This window comes from Methylocystis sp. Se48 (assembly GCF_056269425.1).
The window spans coordinates 3,264,061-3,288,223 of record NZ_CM149850.1; the positions used below are offsets into that span (position 1 = coordinate 3,264,061).

The 24,163-nt window shown below is 67.9% G+C and carries 22 protein-coding genes; 7 read left to right on the forward strand and 15 right to left on the reverse strand.

The genetic code is table 11. From position 1 onward, the window contains the following. Window positions 1-53: 53 nt before the first annotated feature. From pdeM to ACV959_RS15835, 4 genes are read right to left on the reverse strand one after another with little or no spacing between them, the layout of a single operon-like run. Entirely contained in the window at window positions 54-728 is a 675-nt protein-coding gene (pdeM, locus tag ACV959_RS15820) for a ligase-associated DNA damage response endonuclease PdeM (protein ID WP_475737518.1), read from the reverse strand. After that, the gene (locus tag ACV959_RS15825) at window positions 725-3,181 is read right to left on the reverse strand and encodes a ligase-associated DNA damage response DEXH box helicase (protein ID WP_475737519.1); all 2,457 of its coding nucleotides are present in this window, start codon (window positions 3,179-3,181) and stop codon (window positions 725-727) included. The genes pdeM and ACV959_RS15825 overlap by 4 nt, the downstream gene beginning before the upstream one ends. Next, window positions 3,174-4,904 (reverse strand): ATP-dependent DNA ligase, encoded by a 1,731-nt coding sequence (locus ACV959_RS15830; protein ID WP_475737520.1) that lies wholly within the window; start codon window positions 4,902-4,904, stop codon window positions 3,174-3,176. Before ACV959_RS15830 ends, ACV959_RS15825 begins: the two co-directional genes overlap by 8 nt. After that, window positions 4,901-5,917 carry a ligase-associated DNA damage response exonuclease gene (locus tag ACV959_RS15835; RefSeq protein WP_475737521.1) on the reverse strand — a complete coding sequence of 339 codons (1,017 nt, stop codon included), beginning with the start codon at window positions 5,915-5,917 and terminating at the stop codon, window positions 4,901-4,903. Before ACV959_RS15835 ends, ACV959_RS15830 begins: the two co-directional genes overlap by 4 nt. A 174-nt stretch (window positions 5,918-6,091) precedes the next feature. Here ACV959_RS15835 and ACV959_RS15840 point away from each other — a divergent pair, with 174 nt between their 5' ends. The 4 genes from ACV959_RS15840 to ACV959_RS15855 all read left to right on the forward strand — a co-directional run bounded on the left by ACV959_RS15840 (window position 6,092) and on the right by ACV959_RS15855 (window position 11,006). Then, window positions 6,092-6,568, forward strand: coding sequence for a hypothetical protein (locus ACV959_RS15840; RefSeq protein ID WP_475737522.1), 477 nt, complete (start codon window positions 6,092-6,094; stop codon window positions 6,566-6,568). Between the two features lie 121 nt (window positions 6,569-6,689). Then, window positions 6,690-7,409: an ABC transporter ATP-binding protein gene (locus ACV959_RS15845; protein WP_475737523.1), complete on the forward strand. Its 720-nt coding sequence runs from the start codon at window positions 6,690-6,692 to the stop codon at window positions 7,407-7,409. Continuing rightward, a complete protein-coding gene (locus ACV959_RS15850; protein ID WP_475737524.1) occupies window positions 7,406-9,871 on the forward strand; it encodes an ABC transporter permease in 2,466 nt (821 codons plus the stop codon). Before ACV959_RS15845 ends, ACV959_RS15850 begins: the two co-directional genes overlap by 4 nt. Before the next feature lie 103 nt (window positions 9,872-9,974). After that, window positions 9,975-11,006 carry a lipocalin-like domain-containing protein gene (locus tag ACV959_RS15855; RefSeq protein WP_475737525.1) on the forward strand — a complete coding sequence of 344 codons (1,032 nt, stop codon included), beginning with the start codon at window positions 9,975-9,977 and terminating at the stop codon, window positions 11,004-11,006. Between the two features lies 1 nt (window position 11,007). On the opposite strand, the gene ACV959_RS15860 is transcribed toward ACV959_RS15855, so the two are convergent. The 6 genes from ACV959_RS15860 to ACV959_RS15885 form a co-directional block, all read right to left on the reverse strand. Beyond that, window positions 11,008-12,315: a glycosyltransferase family 4 protein gene (locus tag ACV959_RS15860; protein ID WP_475737526.1), complete on the reverse strand. Its 1,308-nt coding sequence runs from the start codon at window positions 12,313-12,315 to the stop codon at window positions 11,008-11,010. Next, on the reverse strand, window positions 12,285-12,581 hold the full coding sequence (locus ACV959_RS15865) for a hypothetical protein (RefSeq protein ID WP_475737527.1): 297 nt from the start codon (window positions 12,579-12,581) through the stop codon (window positions 12,285-12,287). Before ACV959_RS15865 ends, ACV959_RS15860 begins: the two co-directional genes overlap by 31 nt. After that, complete coding sequence (gene hpnA, locus ACV959_RS15870; protein WP_475737528.1) at window positions 12,578-13,603, reverse strand: hopanoid-associated sugar epimerase; 1,026 nt, start codon at window positions 13,601-13,603, stop codon at window positions 12,578-12,580. Before hpnA ends, ACV959_RS15865 begins: the two co-directional genes overlap by 4 nt. Window positions 13,604-13,767: 164 nt before the next feature. Further along, window positions 13,768-14,520 (reverse strand): CDP-alcohol phosphatidyltransferase family protein, encoded by a 753-nt coding sequence (locus ACV959_RS15875; protein ID WP_475737529.1) that lies wholly within the window; start codon window positions 14,518-14,520, stop codon window positions 13,768-13,770. A 200-nt stretch (window positions 14,521-14,720) separates the two neighbouring features. After that, window positions 14,721-15,908, reverse strand: a complete 1,188-nt coding sequence (locus ACV959_RS15880) for a polysaccharide biosynthesis/export family protein (RefSeq protein WP_475737530.1) — start codon at window positions 15,906-15,908, stop codon at window positions 14,721-14,723. A 213-nt stretch (window positions 15,909-16,121) separates the two neighbouring features. Next, a complete protein-coding gene (locus ACV959_RS15885; protein WP_475737531.1) occupies window positions 16,122-16,805 on the reverse strand; it encodes a CDP-alcohol phosphatidyltransferase family protein in 684 nt (227 codons plus the stop codon). A gap of 235 nt (window positions 16,806-17,040) precedes the next feature. Between ACV959_RS15885 and ACV959_RS15890 the strand changes: the two genes are divergently transcribed. Both ACV959_RS15890 and ACV959_RS15895 read left to right on the forward strand, forming a co-directional pair. Beyond that, a complete protein-coding gene (locus tag ACV959_RS15890; protein ID WP_475737532.1) occupies window positions 17,041-17,463 on the forward strand; it encodes a hypothetical protein in 423 nt (140 codons plus the stop codon). 63 nt (window positions 17,464-17,526) lie between these two features. Further along, window positions 17,527-18,273 (forward strand): enoyl-CoA hydratase-related protein, encoded by a 747-nt coding sequence (locus ACV959_RS15895; RefSeq protein WP_475737533.1) that lies wholly within the window; start codon window positions 17,527-17,529, stop codon window positions 18,271-18,273. A 5-nt stretch (window positions 18,274-18,278) separates the two neighbouring features. Here ACV959_RS15895 and ACV959_RS15900 read toward each other — a convergent pair whose 3' ends face one another. Further along, a complete protein-coding gene (locus ACV959_RS15900) occupies window positions 18,279-18,764 on the reverse strand; it encodes a hypothetical protein (protein WP_475737534.1) in 486 nt (161 codons plus the stop codon). 142 nt (window positions 18,765-18,906) lie between these two features. On the opposite strand from ACV959_RS15900, the gene ACV959_RS15905 reads away from it, so the two are divergent. Next, window positions 18,907-19,617, forward strand: coding sequence for an SOS response-associated peptidase (locus ACV959_RS15905; RefSeq protein ID WP_475737535.1), 711 nt, complete (start codon window positions 18,907-18,909; stop codon window positions 19,615-19,617). Here the strand turns inward: ACV959_RS15905 and ACV959_RS15910 are convergent, their stop codons facing one another. The 4 genes from ACV959_RS15910 to ACV959_RS15925 form a co-directional block, all read right to left on the reverse strand. Further along, window positions 19,618-20,988 carry an FAD-binding oxidoreductase gene (locus ACV959_RS15910; protein WP_475737536.1) on the reverse strand — a complete coding sequence of 457 codons (1,371 nt, stop codon included), beginning with the start codon at window positions 20,986-20,988 and terminating at the stop codon, window positions 19,618-19,620. Window positions 20,989-21,375: 387 nt separating this feature from the next. Then, window positions 21,376-22,638, reverse strand: coding sequence for a class I SAM-dependent RNA methyltransferase (locus tag ACV959_RS15915; RefSeq protein ID WP_475737537.1), 1,263 nt, complete (start codon window positions 22,636-22,638; stop codon window positions 21,376-21,378). Next, window positions 22,635-23,363 carry a TlyA family RNA methyltransferase gene (locus ACV959_RS15920; protein WP_475737538.1) on the reverse strand — a complete coding sequence of 243 codons (729 nt, stop codon included), beginning with the start codon at window positions 23,361-23,363 and terminating at the stop codon, window positions 22,635-22,637. The genes ACV959_RS15915 and ACV959_RS15920 overlap by 4 nt, the downstream gene beginning before the upstream one ends. Further along, a complete protein-coding gene (locus ACV959_RS15925; RefSeq protein ID WP_475739694.1) occupies window positions 23,363-24,145 on the reverse strand; it encodes an ABC transporter permease in 783 nt (260 codons plus the stop codon). The genes ACV959_RS15920 and ACV959_RS15925 overlap by 1 nt, the downstream gene beginning before the upstream one ends. Window positions 24,146-24,163: the final 18 nt, after the last annotated feature.

Here is a 24,163-nt window from a genome sequence, read left to right on the forward strand (position 1 = left end):
GACTCCTTGACGTCCAGCGCGCGTTCATAGCCGTTTCGCTCCGCCGCGCAAAATCATCGGGGCGGCCGCCGGATCGGAAAGAGCGCCGTTCCAGTCGTCACGACGAGTTCGCGCCAGTCGCGCGGATCGACTGGATGTCCGCCGGTGAATTCGCCGAAGGACGGCAGCACGATCTCCCGCCCCCGCAGGCAAAAGCAGGGAAGCCGCAGCCTGTCGCGCCCCGGCCCCGTCAGCCGCGCCACAGGATGGATATGGCCGGAGAGAATCGTCGGGCCGTCGCCCTCGTCGCACGGCTTGGCGTCGTGCCAGCCTTCGACGCCTTCCAGCGCGAAGGGTTCGTCGACGCTCGCGAAGCCGCAGTCGGCGGGCGGGTCGCCCGCATGGGCGTCGTGATTGCCGCGCACGACTACGCACGCCAGGTCCACGCGCGCGGCGCGCCAGTCCCGCAAGGCGCGAAAGAGCGCGGGCGCGCGTCCGCTCCGCGCATGGAGAAAATCGCCGAGCACGACGAGCCGGCGCGCCCCCTGCGCATCGATGAGCGCGCCGAGACGCGCGAGACTGGCCTGCGTCGTGCCGCGCGGAACCGGCTGCCCGAGCGCGCGAAAGCTCGCCGCCTTGCCGAAATGCGGATCGGCGATCCAGAGCGTGCGCGTCGCGGCCTGCCAGACCGCGCGCTGCGGGAGCAGCGTGAGGCCGCGATGATCGTGAAACGCGGCGCCAGCGGTCATGCGCCGGCGGCGGATTCGAGTTGCGCCAGCATGCGCGCGATGCGCGCATTGAAGCTTTCTGTGCTGAGGCTTTCGCGGAAACGCTCCGCGATCAGCGGAAAGGCGAGCGGCGAGCAGCGCTTCAAGGCGATGCGGTCGAGCCGGCGCGCGTTCATGCGCAAAAGCGCCTCGTACAATCTGCCCACGTCGAGTTCATCCTCGAGAAGCTCCCGCTCGGCCTGTTCGAGGAGGCCGTTTCCGGGATCGAACTTGCGAAAGACGTCGTAGAACAGGCTCGCCGAGGCCTGCAATTGGCGCGCGCTCTTGCGTTCGCCCGGATAGCCGTTGACCACGAGTCCCGCGATTTGCGCAATGTCCCTGAAGCGGCGCCGCGCCAGCTCTCCGGCGTTGAGGCTCTCGCGCGCCTCCTCGCGAATCGCGTCGAGACTGCGCGCCTCGATCAGGCGCGGCAGATCGCGCGCCCAGTCGCGCGGCGCGCCGCTGAGAAGCTCGAAGCCATAGTCGTTCACGGCGATCGAAAAGGTTCCCGGCGCGATCCGCGCCGCCCGCCAGGCAAGCAGGCTCGCGAGTCCGAGGTGCGCGTTGCGGCCCGCGAAGGGATAAAGAAAGAGATGCCACCCCTCGCGCGATTTCAGCGTCTCGGCGAGAAGCGTGCGCGACGTCGGCAGGGCTGACCAGCGCTGCTGGAGCTCCAGCAGCGGTTGCGCGGCGCGCAGCTCCGGCGTCGGGAAATCGCCCGCCGCCGCGCGCGCCAGCATCTCGACCATTTCGTCCGCGAGAGTGGTGGACAGCGGCATGCGCCCGCCCATCCAGCGCGGGGTCGCCCCGTCGCCCGCGCCTTTCTTCACGAAAGCGGTGAGATCGCGCACGGAGACGAGCTCCAGCAAGCGGCCCGCGAACCAGAATTTGTCGCCTGGCTTCATGCGCGCGACGAAGCTTTCTTCGATGGTCCCGAGCTTCCGCCCGCGCGGGAAATATTGCACCATGACGCTGGCGTCGCCGACGATGGCGCCGATGTTGAGGCGATGGCGGAGCGCGAGGCGCTTGTCGGTGACGCGCCAGACGCCGTCCGGCCCCGGCGCGACGCGGCGATAATCGGGATAGGCCTCGAGCGTCGGCCCGCCCCGCCGCACGAAGTCGAGGCACCAGCGCCAGTTTTCGTCGGAAAGATTTTCATAGGCGACGGTGTCGCGCGCCTCCGCGAGAAGCGCGTCGGGGGTGAAGCCGCCGCCGAGCCCCACCGTCACGAGATGCTGCGCCAGAACATCCATTGGCGCGATGGGCGAGGCGCGGCTTTCGATCCGCCCGTTGCGGATCGCGCTCTGCGCCGCCGCCGATTCCACGAGTTCGAGACTGTGGCTCGGCACGAGCGTGACGCGCGAGACGCGGCCCGGCGCATGGCCGCTGCGCCCGGCGCGCTGGAGAAGCCGCGCGACGCCCTTGGGCGAGCCGATCTGCAACACGCGCTCCACGGGGAGGAAATCGACGCCGAGATCGAGGCTCGACGTGCAGACGACCGCCTTGAGCGCGCCCTCCTTCAGTCCGCGTTCGACCGCGTCGCGCTCCTCCTGCGCGAGCGAGCCGTGATGGAGCGTGACGACATCCGCCCAGTCGGGACGCAGGCGCAGAAGCTCCCGGCGCCACAGCTCGGCCTGCGAGCGCGTGTTGGTGAAGAGCAACGTGCTTCGATGCGCCTCGATTTCCGCGACGACCTGCGGCGCCATTCTGATCCCGAGACGCCCCGCCCAGGGGAAGCGCTCCGGCGCCTCCGGAATGAGCGTGTCGACGACGAGCCGCTTCTCCATGCGCGCCTCGACCAGCGCGCCCGCGCCCCTGGGGCCGAGCAGCGCGCGTTTCGCCCCGGCGAGATCGCCGAGCGTCGCGGACATGCCCCAGGTCATGAGGCCGGGCCGCCAGCGGCGCAGGCGCGCGAGCGCAAGCTGCGTCTGCACGCCGCGCTTGGAACCCAGCAATTCGTGCCATTCGTCGACGACCACGCAACGAAGATCGGAAAAGTAATCCCGCGCATTCTCGCGCGAGAGCAGCAGCGACAGGCTCTCGGGCGTCGTCACGAGAACGGATGGCGGCTTACGGCTCTGCGACGCGCGCTGGCTCGACGAGGTGTCGCCGGTGCGCAGCCCCAGCGTCCATTGGCGGGCGTCAGGGTCCAGCGCCGCTAGGCCCGCGAGCGCTTCGGTCAGCGCGCGCGCCGTGTCGGCGGCGAGCGCGCGCATCGGCGTCACCCACAGAACCATGAGCCCCTTCGGCGCCGCGCCGCGCAGCGCCCGCCAGGCGCCGAAGGCGACGGCGAGCGTCTTGCCGGCTCCGGTCGTGGCGTGCAGCAGGCCGCTCTCGCCCGCCGACATGCGCGCCCAGACGTCCTCCTGAAAGTCGAAGGGCCGCCAGCCCTTTGCCGCGAACCATCGCGCGATGGCGTCGCTCTCTTCAGCCATGGCGCCCCGGCAGCAGGTTCCGCAAGGACTGCAGAGTGTCGGCTTCCGCGACCGGCTTGTCGCGCCGCCAGCGCAACATGCGCGGAAACCGCACCGCGACGCCGCTCTTGTGGCGCTTGCTCTCCGCAATGCCTTCGAAGCCGAGTTCGAAAACGAGGGTGGGCGTCACGCTGCGCACCGGGCCGAAGGTTTGCGCCGTCGTTTTGCGGATGACGGCGTCCACCGCGCGCATTTCGTCGTCAGTCAGCCCTGAATAGGCTTTGGCGAAGGGAACGAGCGACCGCGAAGGCGTCTCGGGCGGATCGCTCCACACTGCGAAGGTGTAATCGCTGTAGACCCCGGAGCGCCGCCCGTGGCCGCGCTGCGCATAGACGAGCACGGCGTCGACGCTCATCGGATCGAGTTTCCATTTCCACCAGACGTTGTCGCGGTCGGAGCCCTTGCGCCGTCCGACGCCATAGGCGCCGTCCCGCGCCTTCAGCATCATGCCCTCGACGCCGAGCGCGCGCGCCGCCTCGCGCGTCTCGTCAAGCGCCCGCCAGTCCGGCGCCGCGAGCAGCGGACTGACACGCAGCGGCAGCGCGACGCCGAAATCGCGCGCGCGGGACATGGCGGCGGCGATGAGCGTCTCCATCGCGCGTCGCCGTTCGATTTGCAGCGCGCCCCGCATGTCGCGGCCGTCTTTTTCCAGCATGTCGTACGCGATGAAAACGACCGGAAAATCGCGCCGCATCTTCGCGCCGACAAGCTTGCGGCCCAATCTCCGCTGCAACAGCGCGAAGGGCTGCAGGCCCGACAGATCGTCGGGCGCGCGCGCGCCGTCCGCGCGCAGCACGACCAGTTCGCCGTCGAGCGCGAGGCCGTCGGGAAGCCAGGACGGCAGGTCGCCGAACTCCGGATAGGTGTCCGTGACGAGCTCCTCGCCGCGCGACCACAGGCTCCATTGCCCGGCGCGCTGGACATATTGCGCGCGGATTCCGTCGAATTTCCATTCGACGATCCAGTTCCCCACCGGCCCGAGCGCGTCGGCCATTTCCGCGACGGGCCGCTGAAAAGGATGCGCGAGATAGAAGGGATAGGGGCGCCCTTCCGCGAAGGCCGCGTCTTCATCGGCGCTCGGCGGCGCGATCAGCGCGGCGAAATCCGCCGCGGTCGGACTGCGTCCCGACTGCGCATAGCCCATCATGCGCCGCGCCATGCGCCCCGCGTCGACGCCCGCCGCCTCCGCGAGCGCCTGAGTCGCTTGCAGGCGCGAGACGCCGACGCGCAAGGCGCCTGTGATGAGCTTGAAGAAGATCAGCCGCTGCGGCTGCGGCAGGGCGCGCGTCCAGTCGCGCAGCCGGGCGCATTTCTCCTCCTCCGGCGCCAGACGCAGCGGCAGCAGACGCTCGCGCATCCAGGCGTCGAGCGTCAGATCCTCGGTTTCGCCGCCGGCCGGCAGCAGCAACGCCAGCGTCTCGGCGAGGTCGCCCACGGTCTGGCGGCATTCCTCGAACAGCCATTCGGGAAGTTGCGTTTCCTCGAGCGCCAGACGGCGCAGGAGTTTCGTCGGCGCGAGCTGGCGCGGCTTGCCGCCGGCGAGAAAATAGACGGCCCAAGCGGCGCTCGCGTGGCGCGCGGGATTGGCCGTCGCCGCGCGCAGATAGCGGACGAGCGCCTCCCGCTTGCGCCTGACGGCGGTCGCAGCGTCGAGATCGCGATAGAGGGCGGCGAAGCTCCTCACGGCGTTTCCGGCGCGTCCGGCGCGGCGTCATTCTCCTCCCCGCCATATTCGGTGTCCATGGCGCGCGCGTCGAGGCCGCATGCGCGCAGGTAGCGCGTCAGAACGCCGGCTGAGCCGTGGGTGGCGTAGACGCGCGCGGCGCCGGTCGCGCGGATCGCGTCGAGAAGGCCCGGCCAGTCGGCGTGATCCGAGAGGGCGAAGCCGCGATCGACGCCGCGCCGGCGCCGATTGCCGCGAATCTGCATCCAGCCGCTCGCAAAAGCGTCAGAATATTCTCCGAACCGCCGCATCCAGGGAGTTCCCTCGGCGGAGGGCGGCGCGATGACGAGCGCGCCGGCGAAGGCGTCCCTCCCCGCCGCTTCCGACACGCGCCGCGTCTGCGGCAGGGCGACGCCCCGCGCGCGATAGATTTCGTTCACCGGCTCGATCGCGCCGTGGCAATAGACGGGACCGATCGCGGCGTCGATCCACTTCAGCAGGCGCTGCGCCTTGCCGAGGCCATAGGCGAAGACGACGCTCGCGCGCCCCGCCGCCGAGTTGTCCCGCCACCAGCCATTGGCCTCCGCCATGATCTCCGCCTGCGGACGCCAGCGATAGACCGGTAGGCCGAATGTCGACTCGGTGACGAATGTGTCGCAACGGACGGGCTCGAAGGGCGCGCAGACGCCGTCCGGCTCGATCTTGTAGTCGCCGGAGACGACCCAGACCTCTCCCCCATGCTCGAGCCGCACCTGCGCCGATCCGAGCACATGGCCCGCAGGATGCAGCGAGACGGAGACGCCGCCGATGTCGAGCCGCCGGCCGTAATCGAGCGTCTCGATCGTGACGTCGCCCAATCGCTTGCGCAGGATCGGCGCGCAGTCTTCCTGGCAGAGATAGGCCTGAGAGCCCCAGCGCGCGTGATCGGAATGGCCGTGCGTGATCACCGCCCGCGCGACGGGGCGCCAGGGGTCGATGTGAAAATCTCCCGCCGGGCAGTAAAGACCCTGCGGCGTTGCGAGGACGAGGTCCATTCGGCGCGGCGTTCGTTGACGAAAACTTGACATGGGAAGCGACGTCGGCGGCGGCAAGACGCGGGCGGCGCCGCATCGCTGGCTCCGCTCGAGTTTATGCGCTTTTCGCCCAATTGCTGGCGCCTTGTTTGCGACGGCCGAAACGGGGAAACGCTTTTTTGGATTGCAGCAGCCATGGATATTTTTCGCCAAGCCGAAGGCGTCGATTTCGGCGTCCTGCCCGGCCCGGTCGACACATTGCTCCAGCAGGGCGTCGTCGCCTACCGGACCGACAAAATGCGCGCGGACCGTCTGTTCCGACAGGCGCTGGACCTCGCGCCGGAAGCGCTCGCCGCCTACTACTGCCTCTTCAAGATTCACACTTACATGGGAAATCTGGAGGTCGCCAAAGCGGCGGCGCTGGACGGGATGAGGGAGGCCGCGCGGCAGGCGGGCTGGCCGCCGGAGCCGGCGCGCTGGCCGCCCGGCCAGTCGCAGGCGGAGGGACCGGCGCGGTTCGCGCTCTACACGGTCAAGGCGCTGTGTTTCATCGAGCTGAAGCGCGGCGACCACGCCGCGGCGGACGATTGCCTTAGCATCCTCGCCCGCGTCGATCCGTCGGGCGCCGTCGGCTGGCCGGTCATCGAGGCCCTCGCAGAGACGGCCGGATAAAACGCTGGCGGGCGGGGCGCGGACTTTGTCGCAAACGCGACGCGCACGGAAGGCGGCGATCTCCTATATGTTGCGGCACGCCGCTCCGGCGACATGATGCATATCGAGGAAAAGGCCGCCTTTGAACGCCCCTCTCGTCCGCGGCGACGCGGGCGCGCCTGCGCCGCCGTCGCCCCCGCCGCTGTTGCGCGTCGTCGATCTGCGCAAAACCTACGCAACGCCGCAAGGGCCCTTGCCTGTGCTGCGCGGGGCGACTCTTGCGCTGGACTCGGGCGAGACGCTCGCGCTGATGGGCGAGTCGGGCAGCGGCAAGAGCACGCTTTTGCATCTCGTCGGCGCGCTCGATCGCGCCGACGGCGGGGAAATCCTGTTCGACGGCGTCGACGTCGCGCGGCTCTCCGAACATGCGCGCGCGGCGTTGCGGCGCGAGAAGATCGGCGTCGTCTTCCAGCAGTTCAATCTCATCGCCAGCCTCACCGTGGCCGAGAATCTCTCCTTTCAGGCGCGGCTCGCCGGCCGCTGCGATCCCGTCTGGCAGGAGCGGCTCACGCGTCGCCTGGGGCTCGAACGGCTCGTCTCTCGCTATCCCGAGCAATTGTCCGGCGGCCAGCAGCAGCGCGTCGCCGTGGGCCGCGCGCTCGCCGTGCGGCCGAAGCTTCTGCTCGCAGACGAGCCCACCGGCAATCTCGATGAGGCGGCGGGCGACGCCGTCCTCGACCTCACGCTCGATCTCGTCGCCGAAAGCGGCTGCGCCTTCTTGATGGTCACGCACAGCGCGCGGCTCGCGGCGCGGCTGCAACGGCGCGAAACGCTGGCCGCCGGGACGCTGGCGCCGTCATGAGAGAGACCAGCTTCGCTTTCCTCGCCCTCGCGAGCCACTGGCGGCGCCATCCCGCCAATCTCGCAACGCTGGTTCTCGGCCTCGCCATCGCCACGGCGCTGTGGAGCGGCGTGCAGGCGCTGAACGCACAGGCGCGCAAGAGCTACGACAGCGCGGCGGCCGTTTTTTCGGGCGGCGGCGCACAAAATCTCGTCGCCGCGCGCGGCGGGCTGTTCCCGCAGGATTTGTTCGCGCGGCTGCGGCGGGCGGGCGTGAAGGTCTCGCCCGCGCTCGAAGGCGGCGTGCGCATCGGCGAGAAGAACATACGCCTCATCGGCGTCGAACCGCTGACGCTGCCGGCCGCGACGACCCTCGCGCCGCTGCGCGACACGAAGGAGGCGACGACAATTCTCACGGGCGAGGGGCGCGGATTCGCGTCGCCGCGGACGCTTCGCGACCTCGGGCTCGCGGAAGGCGCGCGCGCGACGACGGAGCGCGGTTTCATCCTGCCGCCTCTCGTCGCGCTCGACGAGGCGCCGCCGGGCGCGATCGTGGTCGATATCGGCGTCGCGCAAAAGGCGCTCGACAGGCCGCTGCGCCTGTCGCGGCTCATCGTCGCGGACGAAACGCGCATAGAGGCCGCGGCGCTCGCCGCCGTCGCGGGCGACGCGCTGCGCATCGTCGAGCCCGACGAGGAGAGCGATCTGTCGCGCCTGACCGACAGTTTCCACCTTAATCTCACCGCCTTCAGCCTGCTCGCCTTTCTCGTCGGCTTCTTCATCGTCAACGCCTCTTTCGGCCTCGCTTTCGAGCAACGGCTGCCGATGGTGCGCACGCTGCGGGCGCTGGGCGTTTCCGCCCGCGCGCTCGCCGCCGCGCTCGGCGTGGAGCTTCTGATCTTCACCATTCTCGCCGGCGGCCTCGGCGTCGCCGGCGGCTATGTCGTCGCCGCGGCGCTGCTGCCGGACGTGGCGGCGAGTCTCGAAGGGCTCTATGGCGCGCAGGTGTCGCGGGCGCTCGCGCTCGATGCGCGCTGGTGGCTTTCTGGGTTCGCCATGGCGGGCGGAGGCGCCCTGCTCGGCGCCTTCGGCGGGCTCGCCAAAACGCTGCGGCTTCCCGTTCTGTCCGTTGCGCGGCCCATTGCCTGGCGCGAGGCGCATCATCGGCATCTGCGCCGCCAGGCGGCCTTCGCGGCGCTCGCCTTTATCGGCGCGGCCCTCGCCTATCGCGCGGCCGACGGGCTCGTGACCGGCTTCATGGTCATCGCCCTCGCGCTCCTCGGCGCGGCGATGCTGCTGCCCGTCGCGCTCGCCGCCCTGCTGCGAATCGGCGAGAGCCTCGCCCGGCGCCCGCTCGCGCGCTGGTTCTTCGCCGACGGCCGGCAGGAAATCGCGGGACTGTCGCTCGCGCTGATGGCGCTGCTCCTCGCCCTCGCGACCAACATCGGCGTCGGCGGCATGGTGGAAGGATTCCGGCGCGCCTTCCTCGGCTGGCTCGACCAGCGGCTCGTCGCTGAAGTCTATTACGAAGCCGCGACGCCGAAGGACGCACAGGATATCGAGGACTGGGCGAGGCGCCAGACTGGAATCGCCGCGATCCTTCCCGTCTGGCGCGCGAAGACGCGGCTTTCGGACTGGCCGGTCGAGATCGTCGGCATGACGCCGCATGAAACCTATTCCGCGCATTTCCCGCTTCTCGAGGGGGGCGCGGACGCCTGGCGGGCGATCGCGGAGGAAGACGCCGTCCTCGTCAGCGAGCAACTGGCGCGACGGCTGAAGGTCGGGGTCGGGGAGACGCTCGAAATTCCCACGTCCAGGGACAATTGGCGCGTGAAAATCGTCGGCGTCTTCCCCGATTACGGCAATCCGAAAGGGCAGTTGCGTCTAGATCACGCGCAACTCGCCAGACGTTTCGCCGACGCTTCCGGCGTGCATTACAGTCTTCGCGTCGCCCCCGGCGACGTCGCGCGCGTGATGGCGGCCATGCGCGACCGCTTCGGCGCCAAAATCGCGCGCCTTATCGACAACGCCGAGGTGAAACAAATCTCGATCGGGATTTTCGAGCGGACCTTCACCGTGACCGCCGCGCTCGACACGCTGACGCTCATCGTCTCCGGCGTCGCGCTGTTCGCGAGCCTGCTGACGCTGAGCAATCTGCGTCTCGCGCAGGTCGCGCCGGTCTGGGCGCTGGGCGTCACGCGACGGCGCCTCGCGGGGCTCGAACTGCTGCGCATCGTTCTTTTCTCCGCAGGGGCGGCGCTCCTCGCCATTCCGCTCGGCGTCTTCATGACATGGGGGCTCGTCGACATCGTCAATGTCGTCGCCTTCGGCTGGCGCCTGCCGATGCGCGTCTTCCCGTTGCACTGGGCTCAGGTCTTCGTTGTGGCGCTCGCCGCCGCACTGCTCGCCGCGGTCGTTCCGGCGCTGCGGCTCGCGCGCAGCGCGCCGTCGGAACTGCTCAGGGTCTTCGCCAATGAACGCTAGAGCGCGTTCAGGAAAAGTGTGCGCGGTTTTCCGTCCGAACGCGCGGCAGAATCGGAAGCCAGACCAAATTCGGCGAATTCGAATTCGCCGAATTTGGTCCAGGTTGCTCGCCCTGCTGGCCGCGCTCTTGCCGGCGTCCGCGAACTCGCAGGGGTTCGGCGGGCTGGGCTCGGAAGCGCCGGGCTTCGAGGCGCCGAAACCGGGAACGCCCATCGTCTTCCCGAAAGATCACGGCGCGCATCCGCGCTTTCGCACCGAATGGTGGTATCTGACCGCCAATCTCCATGGCGCGGACGGCGCGATTTATGGCGTGCAATGGACGCTCTTCCGTCATGCGCTGGAGCCGCGCGCGGGCGAGGGGTGGGACGACCGCAATGTCTGGATGGCGCATGCGGCCGCAACGACGGCGGGCGAACATTTCTTCGCGCAGACCATGGCCCGCGGCGGCGTTGGCCAGGCGGGCGTGGAGACGGCGCCGCGCTTTCGCGCCTATATCGACGACTGGACGTTCGAGGCGGCGGACGAAGCCTTCACAAGCGCCCGCGTAAACGCGCGCGACCCGCGCTTTTCCTTTGCGCTGGAGCTGTCGCGCGCCGCGCCCTTCGTTTTGCAAGGCGAGGACGGATTCAGCCGCAAGGCGGAGACGGGCCAGTCCTCGCATTACTACAGCCAGCCCTTTTTCACGGTGGAGGGGACGCTCGAGATCCGGGGCCGCGAGATTCGCGTCGCGGGCCGCGCCTGGATGGACCGCGAATGGAGCAGCCAGCCGCTCGCGCCGGATCAGAAAGGCTGGGACTGGTTCTCGCTGCATCTTTCGGGCGGCGAAAAACTCATGCTCTTCCGCCTGCGCGGCGCGCGCGACTATCTCTCCGGCAACTGGATCGCCGCGGATGGATCGACGCGCCTGCTCTCCGCCGACGACATCGCGCTGGAGCCGCTCGAGCGGACGGCGATCGGCGCGCGCGCCCTGCCGACGCGCTGGCGCGTGCGCGTGAAGAGCCGGGGCTTCGACGTCACGACCGCGCCGCTCAATCCGGGCGCCTGGAACGGCTCGACCTTCGCCTATTGGGAGGGGCCGGTCGCGTTCTCCGGCTCGCAGCGGGGCGAAGGCTATCTCGAAATGACCGGCTATTGAGTCAGAGCGTCTCGAGAAAACGGTCGATCGCAGCAAAAAAGCCAGCCGGATCGTTCGCGATGCCGGCGTCGCTCAGGCGCGCGAGCGCAGCTGCGCGACGCGGGGAGTCGGGCGCGGCGTAGTCCCGGACGGCTTGCAGCCAGCCGAGCCCGTCGAGCGGATCGAGATAATCCGGCGCGTGCCCGCCCACTTCCCGAAACACCGGCAGGTCGGAAGCGACGACGGGCGCGCCCGCGATCAGCGCCTCCGCGACCGGCAGGCCGAACCCTTCCCCGAAGGAGGGCATCAGCAGCGCGCGGGCGCCGGCCATCAATCGACGCAGCCCCGGCGTCGACAGGCCGCCCGCCTCGATCACATGGGCGCGCAGCGCGGGGCAGCGCGTCATCATGTCGACGACATTCTCATTGAGCCAGCCGCGCTTGCCGACGACGACGAGTTTCGGCGGCGCGCCGCTTTTGGCGAGCTCGCGCCACACATTCATCAGCAGCAGGTGATTCTTGCGCGGCTCGATCGTGCCGCACACGACGAAATAAGCCGCTCCGGCAAGTTCCGGCGGCGCCTCGCAGTGTGTTTCGAAGACGGGCGACACGGGCAGCCGGGCGACGCAGATCGGGATGGAGGCTCGCCCGTTCTCCGCCGCGAAACGTTCGAAACGGGCCGCGACGTCCCGGGCGCTGACCACGACTCCGGCCGCGAAGCGGCAAATATTGCGATTGCGCCGGGGATGCAACGTCGCCTCGACGGGACGGAAGAATTCGGGAAAATCGACTGGGAGCAGATCATAGACGAAAGAGACCGCCTTCACGTCGGGCCTTTCGTCGAGCCAGCGCACATACCACGGGCGATCGAGAAGGAACTGCGTGCCGTTGAAGTAAATGGCGCCCTGCGGAACCTCCGAGAGCGGGCGGCCGAGATGAAAAGCCCAGTCCCGCATCGCCCGCCAGTTGCGCGCGATGCGCTCCAGGCCAGGGTTGCGCAGCACCCGGGCGTGGTCGGTCGTCGCATCCGGGGCCGAGGTCAGCTTTGCGGCGAGGACGCGATAGACGGCGTCCTGTCCGGCGTCCGAGTCTTCGCGCCAGTAGGCCTCGATCGATTCGATCGTCGCCAGCGCCTTGCGCCGTTCCGAGAGGCGGGGGCCGAGCGCCGTGCAGATGAGCGGCGTCGCGCCCGCGCCGAGAAAATGGCGGGCGAGCGCGAAGTCGACCCGGTCGATGCCGTTCGGGGACGGATTGAGCGCGCGGGTGACGAGGCGCGTGACGTCGTAGACGACGGGCCGCTTCACCGGCACTGCAATTTCCCCGTCCGGCATTTCCACGCCTCCAGCGCGTCATTGGCCTCGCGAACCGCGCGCTCCGTCTCTTTTCCGAGACATTCCCGGTATTTGAAGACCGTGGAAATGAAACTCTGGACGTCCCGGTCGCATGCCGCCTCGTCAGCGTCCAGCGCGTCGATGCAGGCGGGCCGCAACGGGGGCGCGCAGAAATTGAAGCCGCTTGGCGCCTCGCCGGCATGACAGACGGAAGCCGGCGTGAGAAAAAGAAGGGCGGTCGCCGCGCGGCGTCGCAGCCGGCTCATCCCGGAACCTGAATATTGCGCGCCCAATTCTTCCGCGCATCGGGATCGCGGAACCAGCGGACCGAATCCTGAATGGCGAGCCGGGCCGGCCGCGTCTCGTAACCAAGCGCCGCGCGCGCCTTGCCGTCGTCGAAGAACATGCGCGTCTGCGAGAGACGCAGGCTTTCACGATGCAGGAAAGGCTCGTAGCCCATCAGTCGGGCGCCCCATTCATTGACATAGGCGAGCGGCATCAGGGGACGATAGGGCAGTTTGAACAGCGGTCCGCGACGGCCGGTGAAGCTCGAAATCTCGGTCAGCAAACCGCAGAGAGTCAGGTTTTCGCCGCCGAGAATATAGCGCTCCCCGATGACGCCCCGCGTCATCGCGGCGAGGTGGCCCGCCGCGACGTCGTCGACGTGTACGATGTTCAGGCCAGTGTCGACATAGGCGGGCATGCGGCCGCGCAGCGCTTCCGAAACGATTCGGCCAGTTGGCGTCGGTTTGAGATCGCCCGGGCCGAGCGGCGCAGAGGGGCAGACGATGACCGCCGGAAGCCCCTCCTTTTCGATCATCGCCTCGACGAGGCGCTCAGAGAGAATTTTGCTGCGCTTGTAGGCGCCGATGGCCCGTTCCGGCGAAAGACGGCTGATTTCCGTGCAGACGCCGCCGTTTTCCACGGCAAGCGTCGCCACGCTGCTGGTGTGAACGATCCGCTCGACGCCGGCGCGCAACGCCTCCTGCATCACGATTTCGGCGCCGCCGACATTGGCGCGCAGGACGGGTTCGGGATCCGGCGCCCAGAGGCGATAATTGGCGGCGAGATGGAACAGGCGGCGCACGCCCCGCATGGCGCGGCGGACGCTGTCGCGATCGGTGACGTCGCCCTCGGCGATTTCACATGCCGGCGGGATGTTGTCGCGCGGGCTAGAAGAGCGGACAAGGACGCGAACCCGGCGCCCCTGGTTGAGCAACCGCCGAACGACCGCGCCGCCGATAAAGCCGCTCGCGCCCGTAACCAAGGTCAGATCGTCGGGGTCCATATCTTTCAAGCGTCACCATGAGTCGAAGACGACGGCGCTCTCTCTACGCCGTTTTTTCAAGTCGTTCGACATTAAGGCGCGCGGCTGACGAATGCGAGCGAAGCGGTTTCTACAACGCCGACGCAAGTCAGGGAGAACGGGAAGTCGGCCTGAAGACAGATTTCTTACTGCGCCGGCCGCTCGGCGAGGACCGGCTCGGCAAGATCGAACACGGCGGCGTTCGGACGCTCCGCTGATTCTACTTCCTTTTTCCGGGCGGCGATTTTCTCTTCGCGCTGCAAGCGCGCCAGATCGTTTTTCACGATCATGACAAAGGCGCCGAAGGTGAAGGCGGACAGCAAGCCGATCACCACGTCGAGCCCGACGAACGAAAGAATGTGTCCCGAGGTGATGGCGGGGCCGACCCAGGCCGCAAAAAGCGCCCAGCTGGCGACGAGAATGCGAAATTCCGTCGCTCCCATGCCGCCGTAGGACAGGCGATGCACGCTCTCCGTCACAACGCGAAGATAGGTGTAGGAGCTCATCAGAAGATAGAGCGACAGAACCAGCAGCGCCGAGGGGATCGTGAAGAAGGGCGAGAAGCCGAGGCCGATGACGATCAGCGTCTGCGCGATGAGATCGGCGGAGTGATCGACGAAATAGCCATAGTGGGGGCGCTCGATCTTGCGGTAGCGGGCAAGCGTTCCGTCCAGAGAATCGCCGAACCAGTTCAGGAACAAGCCCGACACGACGGCGACGAGGCACCAGTTCGACCACCAACACGACATGAAGCCGACGCAGGTGAGCAGAGCCCCGACCAGACCGATCGCCGTCAAGTGGTCTGGCGATACGGAAGACGGAAGCCGGCGAACCAGAGCGGCCAGAGCGGCGCGTTCGGCGATCGCAAGCAAACTATCGTTAATTCTTACGTTGGCCACGACGCCCCTCCTGGAACAACGCATCAAAAAGAAACCAGCGATCATCCGCGCCACGGAACCCGACTAGACGGTGAGTCCGTTCGGAGGCCGACCCAAAAAGATCACGCTGACGAGAAGTGCAAGGACTGTGCCCAAGTTCACAACGTGGGTCAAGCATTAAAGGCCACTCCTGGCAGCATTATGGCAAAATCCGCGCATGGTCATCGCCTCAGGAAGCGAGAGTAAACGACCGCCTGAGAGGCGGGCTGCGAGATCGTCTGGACGACCTGCATCACTTTGCCGATATCCGCCAGCGGCGAATTGGCGACGTAAAGGATGTCCTTGTCATAGATCGGGAATCGCCGCGCCGCGAAGAGGGCCGTCGGATCCCGCATGTTCAAATGATAGGCGACTGGCACAAGCTGCTGCGTCAGCAGACTGGGCGCGACGTTGGGAAAATCGCGCACCAGCGAAACGGGCTCATATCTGAAGATAAAGACGCCATCCGGATCGGCGCGGTTGTCTTCGAGGCCGCCCGCCTTGCCGATCGCCTCCTCGAGGGTGATGCCGCGGGCGTCGAAGGGCACGACAGTGTTGTTTCCCGTCGCGCCCGCGACCGTGAAGGTTTGCGGACGGCTCTCGACCGTCAGAATGTCGCCCGGCCGCACGAAAATATTTTCGCTCGGACTGGAGAGCAGCGCCTGAAGCGGCGCGCGGGCGGTCCGGTTGCCTCGGGTCAGGCTAATGAAGGTCTCGTGCACCGGCGACCGATAGCCGCCCGCCGCCGCGATGACGTCCAGAACCCGGTCGCCCCGGAGCGACAGCGGCACGCGGGCGCCATTGGCGACCTCGCCGGTCACCGTGGCGGTGTTGCTGACGTTGCGGGTGACGTTGACCAGCGCCTGCGGCTCGATGGCCTTGCCGCGCAGCCGCTCGACGATCGCGGCCTCGACCTGCTGCTGCGTGCGGCCGGCGACCTGAATGCGCCCGGCGTAGGGAACGGTCACGGAGCCGTCGCGGCCGACCGTCTGCTCCGGGATTGCGGCGGAACGCGACCCGGGGCTGACATTGCCGCCGTCGCCAGCGGAAAAGAGGCCGCCGGCGGCCGCCTCCCACACCGTAATCTGAATCGTGTCGCCGACGCCGATAGTCTGCGACGCAGGCGCGCGCCCGTCTCCGAAGAAGCCGCGCAGGGTCGGCGGGGCGCGGCGGGCGAGCAGGTTCAGCGACTGGCTATTGATTTCCACCCAGGCGAACGGCGGCGCGCCTTCCTCTGCGGGAGAATAAACGCTTTGAACCATCGCGTCGCGCGTGGGGCCGGCGGCCGGCGTGATGCCGCACCCCGCCAGCGCCGCCGAAAGGGCGACGAGCGCGACGACTTGAAACTGATTGAGACCGACGGCTTTCAATGTTGCTCCAGATCCAGGGCGCTCCTGCGAGTCGACGGCCACCCTACCGGAAGTATCGTTCTCTTCCAACGACATGGCGCCGCCTCCCGCATAGAGGCCACCGAATTGGCCCCTAATGTGGCGCTTCTGCCACATTGTCATTTCCATGAAATTTAACGATCCCGTTAATCGGGATTAAAGGTTAACGAAACATTTGAAGCGCCTGTCGGCGGGTCACTCGTCGCCCCGCGAGGCGGTCGTCATTTTTCGCCCGTCCAGATACAACTTCACGACGAGACCGAGAACGGCCAACGCGGCCATGGCGATGATGGCGACGTCGATCGCCGGCAGGCGGTCGTCGAGGCTTTCCGGCACGCCGAGCGCGATCGCGGCGAAAGGCCAGAAGGCCAGCAGCAGGCGGAATTCCGTCACGCCGATGCCGATATAGGCCATCTGTTCCACATGGCGGGTGGCGGCCCGAATGTAGCCGTAGGAGGAAAACAGCAGATAGCACACGACGACGATGGTGGCGGAACGCATCGTCAGAAACGGCGAGAATCCATAGGCCACGAGCAAGGTCAGATGTGAAAATAATTCGCCAAGATGGTGCAGCATCCCGACGGCGGGAACTTCGGTCCCGCGGCTGCGGGCGAGCGGCAGGTCAAGCGAGAGGCCGAACCCGTTGACCGCCATGGCGAGAGGGACGAGCCAGACCGCTCCCGGCCAGGTCTTGCAGAGCGCTAGGGCCGTCGCCGCGACGGCGGCGGCTGCGGCGCCGAGAAGGGAGAGCTGGGCGGGTTCGACCCAGGCGGGCGCCTCGCCGACCAGCGCCTGTACGAGCCTGCTTTCTACGTTCCGGAGGAAACTACGGGTGCGCTGCGCCGGATCGCCGAAGACCCATCTGAACAGATCGCGCATTACTCCGCCTTGTTCGCTGACGCAGACCACGCAATAGGAACGCCGGGAAACTAAACGCTTTAAGAGCCGGAGGGAACCTCCGCCTATCAAATCAGCTTAACAACTTGGCGACGCCGCACAAGCGGTCGGCCAGGCGCCTCGTGCTTGGGCGCCCGTCGTTCCTCCGTAAACATGGATTAAGATTTCACTCGTAAAAATTTGTTTCAAATTGTCAAGTTGACGTCGGGGGTGGGGGTTGTTCAGCTTTCGCATCGGGCCGGAGTTCAAGGCTGGAGCGACGCAGCGCCGCGCAGAGCCCGCGCCCGCGTCAGAGATGGTTTTCGCCGCCCGCGCCCGCGCGCGCCGTCTCGGACAGGCGAAAAAGGCGACAGCCGCCCTTGCCCTGCTCGCCGCGCCCCTCCTCGCCGTTCAGGCGCACAGATCCGCAAGCGTGGCTCCCGCCGCGCCGGCCACGGCCTCCCTGCCCGTTCGCCCCGGCGCCCCGGCCATTGAGCCGCAGCATATCCTCGAAGCGAATATCGCGCACGGCGGAATCGACTTCACCGCCACCAGCGCGACCTGCGCGCAAAACGGCGCCGCCTCGGCCAGCTGCGCCCAACCGAGACGCGCGCCGAAGGCCGCGCAAAAAAGGAAACCCGCCTCCGGCGCGGCCCGTTGAAAGACTGCGCCGCGCCGGCTTTCGGGGTTATGTTGCCCGCCGAACCGTTCTGGAGGACGCGGCATGTCGGAAAAAATTCGCACGTCTCGCGCGGATGGCGTGCTGGAGATTCTTCTTGACCGCCCAGGGAAGAAGAACGCCCTCGACCGCGAAATGTATCTCGCGCTCGTCGAGGCGCTCTCGACGGCGGGCGCGGATCCAGAAACGCGGGCGGTTCTCCTCGCCGGCGCAGGCGAAGACTTCACGGCGGGCAATGATCTCGCCGATTTTCGCGACTTCATCGACACCCCCCTCGACTTCCCCGCCCTCGCCTTCGTGCGGACGATCGCCGCCTTCCAGAAGCCGATCGTCGCGGCGGTCGCGGGAGACGCGGTCGGCGTCGGGACCACACTGCTCTTTCATTGCGACCTCGTCTATGCGAGCGCCGACGCGCGCTTCCGGATGCCCTTCATCGACCTCGGCCTCGTGCCGGAGGCAGGCGCGAGCCTGCTCGTTCCGCGGCGGATCGGCCTCGCGCGCGCCTCGCAATATCTTCTTCTGGGAGACAGTTTTTCCGGCGAAGAGGCGTTGCGGCTGGGGATCGTCAACGCGCTCGCCGCGCCCGAGACCGTGCGCGCGGCCGCCCGGACGGCGGCGCTGAAGCTCGCGGCCAAGCCGCCCGAGGCGCTGCGCGCCTCCCGCCGGCTGATGCGCGGCGATCCGGCAGAAATTCTGGCGCGCATCGACGAGGAGGCCGCCCTATTCGCGCGAGCGCTCGCCTCGCCACTGGCGCGCGAGCGTCTCGCGGCCTTCTTCGGGCGGACGAAATAGCCGGCTCAGCCGTCGATATTGGCGTAGTTCACGAGCCGGGAGGCGCGGATCAGTATGATGCGCATTTTCTCGCCGGCCCGCGCGCAGGTCGCCGCGATGCGCTCCATGTCCTCGGGCGCGCCGTCGCGGAACTGACGACGAACCGACGCGACGCTCGCAAGGGCGATCACGTCAAGTTCGGCGACGAAGGTTTCGAAGCGGCGGCGGAAGGCCGGGCTGAGCTGCTCATAGGCGGCGAGCGCGGAATGCCGGCCCGACAGTTGCGACTTGCGGAAATATTCCTGATAGCTGACCGGCCGCCAGGCGCAGAGATCCTCGAGCAGCTCCGGCATTTGCGGGATCTGTTCAAGAATCATCACGAGTTCGTTGAAGAGATTCAGGTAATCATTGGCGAGGCCCGAAACCGGGTTCACGAGCGTCTTCGACTGCAACTCCTCGACGGCCTTTTGCCGCGTCTGGCCAGGTTCGATCAGCTGCACGTCCAGGTTCATTTGGCCTCACCAACGCACTCGCGGCCACGTTGACGCGAATCTGATAACAAACTCTTGCGCCCTAATCGGACCAAGGCTGCGGTCAAGCCGGCGTTTTCCGCGCGGCCTTTGCGGGCGGACAGCAAGGAGCGAGTCGGTCGTCATGTGCGGACGTTACGCCCTCACCTCGGCGCCGGAGGCGCTCCGGAATCTGTTCGGCTACGTAGAAACCCCCAATTTCCCAGCGCGATACAACATCGCGCCAACCCAGCCCATCGCGATCGTGACCGCCGAGCGCAGTCCCTCGGGCGGGCCGCCGTTGCGACGGTTCCGGCTGGCGCGCTGGGGATTCCTGCCCGGTTTCGTGAAGGATCCGGCCGACTTTCCGTTAATCATCAACGCAAGATCGGAAACGGTTTGCGAGAAGGCGAGCTTCCGCGCGGCCATGAAACGGCGCCGCTGCCTCGTTCCCGCCGACGCCTATTACGAATGGCTCAAGCTCGGCGCCGGCCGCAGGGTCGAGAAACGCCCCTATCTCTTCCGCCGCGCCGACGGCGCGCCCATGGGGCTCGCCGGCCTGTGGGAGACCTACGCGGGCGCGGACGGCTCGGAAATCGACACGGCCTGCATTCTGACCACCGACGCCAATGGCGCGACGGCCGCCGTCCATGACCGTATGCCGGCGATTCTGGAGCCGCGCGATTTCCCCGCCTGGCTCGATTGCGACGCCGTTGACGCGCGGCGGGCCGCGGGGCTTCTGAAGCCCGCCCCGGACGACGCCCTGACTTTTTTCGAGATCGGCCCGGCGATCGGCAGGACGACCGCCGACGGGCCGCAGTTGCAGGAGCCTGTCGCGCGACGGAACTTCGGCTAATCAGAGCAGCTTGCCCGGGTTGAGCACGCCCCGGGGATCGAGCGTCCTCTTGAGCGCGCGCATCACGTCGAGCGCGACCGGGTCTTTTACTTGCGCCAACAGATCGCGCTTCATCCGGCCGATGCCGTGTTCGGCCGAAATCGACCCGCCATAGTCGTGAACGAGTCCATGGACCAGCGCGTTCATTTCGTCCCATTGCGCGAGGAACGCCGCCTTGTCGGCGCCGGCCGGCTGCGAGACATTATAATGGAGATTGCCGTCGCCCATGTGGCCGAAGGGGACCGGCCGCGCCAGCGGAAAACGCGCCTCGACGCGGCGCCCCGCCTCCGCGATGAAATCGGGGATGCGGTCGATCGGCACGGAAATATCGTGCTTGATCGAGCCGCCCTCGCGCTTCTGCGCTTCAGAGAGGCTCTCGCGCAGGCGCCAGAGCGCCGCCGCCTGATCGAGCGAATGCGCCAGCGTCGCATCCCGCGCGCGGCCGGCGTCGAGCGCCTCCGACAGAGCCGCGCGCGCCACGCGTTCGGCCTCGCCGTCCGCGAAGCCCGCGATGTCGATCAGCGCGTACCAGGGATGGGCGGCCGCGAGCGGATCGCGCGTTGCGGGAATGTGTCGCAGCACGAGGTCGAGCCCGAGGCGCGGCATGAGTTCGAAGGCGTGCAGGCCCGGGCCGGCGCGATCCTTCACGAAATTCAAGAGCGACAGCGCCTGTGCGGGATTTTCGAGACCGATAAAGGCGACGGCGCGCGAGCGCGGGCGCGGGAAAAGCTTGAGGGTCGCGGCGGTGATGACGCCGAGCGTGCCTTCCGAGCCGACGAAAAGCTGGGTGAGGTTGTAGCCCGTGTTGTCCTTGCGCAGTTTGCCGAGCGTCGACAGCAGCCGCCCGTCGGCGAGCGCGATTTCGAGCCCGAGGACGAGATCGCGCGCGGCGCCGTAGGCGAGCACATGCACGCCCCCGGCGTTGGTCGCGAGATTGCCGCCGATCGTGCAGCTTCCTTCGGAGGCGAGCGACAGCGGGAAATAGCGGTCGACGGACTGCGCTGCGTCCTGCGCCCGCGCAAGCGTCACGCCGGCTTCTAGAGTCATGGCGTCGGAAGCGGGATCGACCTCGCGAATGCGGTCTAGCCTTTGCAAGGAAAGAACGATTTGCCGGCCGCTCGAGTCTGGCGTCTGGCCGCCGACGAGGCCGGTGTTGCCGCCCTGCGGCACGACGCCCACGCCGCAGCCGTTGCACAGCGCGAGAATGCGCGCCGTTTGATCCGCAGCGGAAGGTTTGACGACACACGCCGCCCGCCCGCGATAAAGGTCGCGCGGTTCGGACAGATAGGCGTCCATATCCGCCGGGTCGGTTATGACGGCGGAGACGCCCACGATCGCCCTGAGGCGATCGCAGAGGTCGGGCGCGTCAGGCCAAGCGCTCTGAAGCAGAGAAGCGCCCTCTTTATCGAAGCCGGACGTCAGTAGCGGCGACGGGCCTTCTCATCTTTCTTGCGGGCGTAGACGTAAGCGCGCGCTGCCGAAGGCGCGCTTGCGAGGACGACACTGCACAATGCTGCGGCGATTAGCGCATTCATCATGACCATCTCCTTCCAGTTCTCGGAAATCACTCGATTCCCGCCTGCACCGGACCATCGAGCAAATCCTATGCCTGATTTTTTTCTTCGGCAACCGGCTTTGCCATCGGCCCTGTCAAATCAGTCTCAATTCCCTCCATTGGCTCATTCTCGTCACAGGAATGTTACCTAAAAATTAAGTGATTCACCCTAGAAGACGCCGTTTTGGCCGCTTTGGCCCATTCCCGCGCGAAAAATTCGCAACAATCTCCACATGGGGAGAATGCCGGAACTGATCAATGGGCGTGATCGTTCCGGGCGAAAATCCGCCTTTGAGTAAAATTGCGGCGTCGCGCGCGAAAGTTTGCGCACTGCAAGAGACCGCGATGACGGTTTTCGCCTGCGAACGGGCGATTTCCTGCGCCTGCGCCATCGCCCCGGCGCGCGGCGGATCGAAAACGACGACGTCGAAAGGCTCGAGTTCCGCCGCCGACAGCGGGCGTGCGAAGAGATCCCGGGCGGCGCCGTCGAGCGGTTTGAGCCCGGCCGCCATCCGCGCGCCGGCGAGCATGGCGTCGACCGCTGCGGCCGACGCGTCATAGGCCGAGACGCGCGCCGTCGACGCGAGCCGCAGCGCGAAGGCGCCGACGCCGCAAAAGAGATCGGCGACGCGCCGCGCGCCCGCCGCCGCGGCCAGCACGAGGGAAGCGATGGCCGCCTCCCCCGCCGCCGTGGCCTGAAGGAAGGAGCCGGGGGGAGCAGGAACGCGCGCCGGGCCGATCTCGACGAGCGGCGGACGGCGCAGCGTCACGAGCCGCCCATGATTTGACAAGCGCGCGAGGTCGTGCGCTTGCGCCGTCTCGATCAGCGCCGCCGTCTCGCGCTCGTCCAGCGGCCCGGCGCCGCGTAGATCGACGTCCATCCCCGCCAGCGTCGCGGCGACGGCGAGGTCCAGCGGCTTAGCCCGCGCGACGAGGATCTGCGCCATGTCGCGCGCCGCGGCGAGCGCGCCGGAAAGCTCGGGAACGAGCAGCGGGCAGGCGTCGATGTCGACGATCTCGTGCGAGCGCGCCGCCATGAAGCCGACGCGCGCGCGTCCCTTCTCCATTCGGGCGTGAAAGACGACGCGACGGCGCCCCGCGCCATGCGCGTCGACCAGCGGCGCGACCTCGAAAGCGAGGCCGGCGTTGCGCAGGGCGGTCTCGACGAGGCCGCGCTTCCATTCGGCATAGGCGGGCGACGCGAGGGCCTGGACCGCGCAGCCGCCGCACCGGGCGTAATGCGGGCAGATCGGCGCGACGCGGTCGGGAGAGGCGTTGACGACGTCCACGAGCCGCCCGTGGTCGCCCTCGACCTCGGCCAGCACGGTTTCGCCCGCGAGCGCATAGGGGACGAAGACGCGCGCGCCGCCGTCGCGCGCGACACCCTCCCCGCGCGCGCCGAGCCGTTCGATGCGCAATTGCTTCATGGGCGAGCCGCGTGGATGAGAAATTCGCGATTGCCGTCGCCGCCTTCAATCGGCGAGGCCGCGACGCCGAGGACGCGCCAGCCCAGCGCCTCGATGTCGCGCCCCGCCTTCTCGCAGACCTCGGCGTGGATTTTCGCGTCGCGCACGACGCCTTTTTTCACCGCCGCGCGGCCGGCCTCGAATTGCGGTTTGACGAGCGCGACAAGCTCCGCCTGCGCCGCCGCGAGCGACAGCGCATTGGGGAGAAGCGCCGCGAGCGAGATGAAGCTCGCATCCATGACGACGAGCGAGGGCGGCTCGGCGAGCTGCGCGGGGGTCAGCGTGCGCGCGTCTTGCCCTTCCATGGAGGTCACCCGCGCGTCGCGGCGCAGCTTCTCGTGCAGCTGGCCATGGCCGACGTCGACCGCCGCCACATGGCGCGCGCCGCGCGCGAGCAACACGTCGGTGAAGCCGCCGGTCGAGGCGCCGACGTCGAGGCAGAAGCGACCCGAGGGGACGACGCCGAAAACGTCGAGCGCGTGGGCGAGCTTAACGCCGCCGCGCGATACCCAGGGGTAAGGCGCCGAGGCGACGATCCGCGCGCCTTCCGCGATCGGCGCAGAGGGTTTCGTCAGCACGCGCCCGTCGACGGCGACGAGCCCCGCCTCGATCGCCTCGCGCGCCTTGGCGCGGCTCTCGAAAAGCCCGAGTTCGTGAAGCGCCGCGTCGGCGCGCCGGCCCGCCATCACTCGCCTGTCTGCAACAGCGCGCCTGCGCGGCGCGCGCTGTTCAGCAGGCGGCTGAACAGCAGGCCCGCGAGCAGGAACAGCAGGACGTCCAGCGCGAAGCCCTGCGCCATCAAATCCCAGCGCGCGACATGATCCAGCAGCAGGGCGCGCAGCCCCTCGAACACATAGGTCGGCGGCAGCAGCCAGGAAATCGGCTGAACGAGCGGCGGCAGCACCGAGACGGGATAATAGACCGCGCCGAGCGGCTGGATGGCGAACATCAGCGCCCAGACGAGACTCTCGGCGCCCATGCCATAGCGCAGCAGCAGGCCGGAGATGAACAGCCCCACCGTCCAGGCGAAGAGCAGCAGGATCGCGAAGAAGGCGCCGAGCGCGAGGCCGAGGGACCAGAGATTGAAGCCGAACAGCCAGATCGCGAGGAAGGACACTGGCAGCGTGCTGATCGTGAGCCGCACGAAACTCATCGCCATCAGCGCAACCGCGAATTCGCTCATGCGCAGCGGACTCATCAGGAGATTGGCGAGATTGCGCGACCACATCTCCTCCAGAAAGGAAAAGGAAAAGCCCTGCTGCGCGCGCAGCAGGATGTCGAGCAGCAACACGCCGCCGACAAGCGCGCCGGCCGCGACCTCCATGCCGCCCGGCGGCCGGCCGGCCTGCGCCTTCACGAGATAGGTCTGCAGGAAGCCCCATGTGAAGAGCTGCACGATCGGCCAGTAGATGATCTCGACGAGCCGGAATCCCGACGAGCGCAGCACGTAAACATAGCGCAGCATCATCGCGCCGACGCGCTTGAA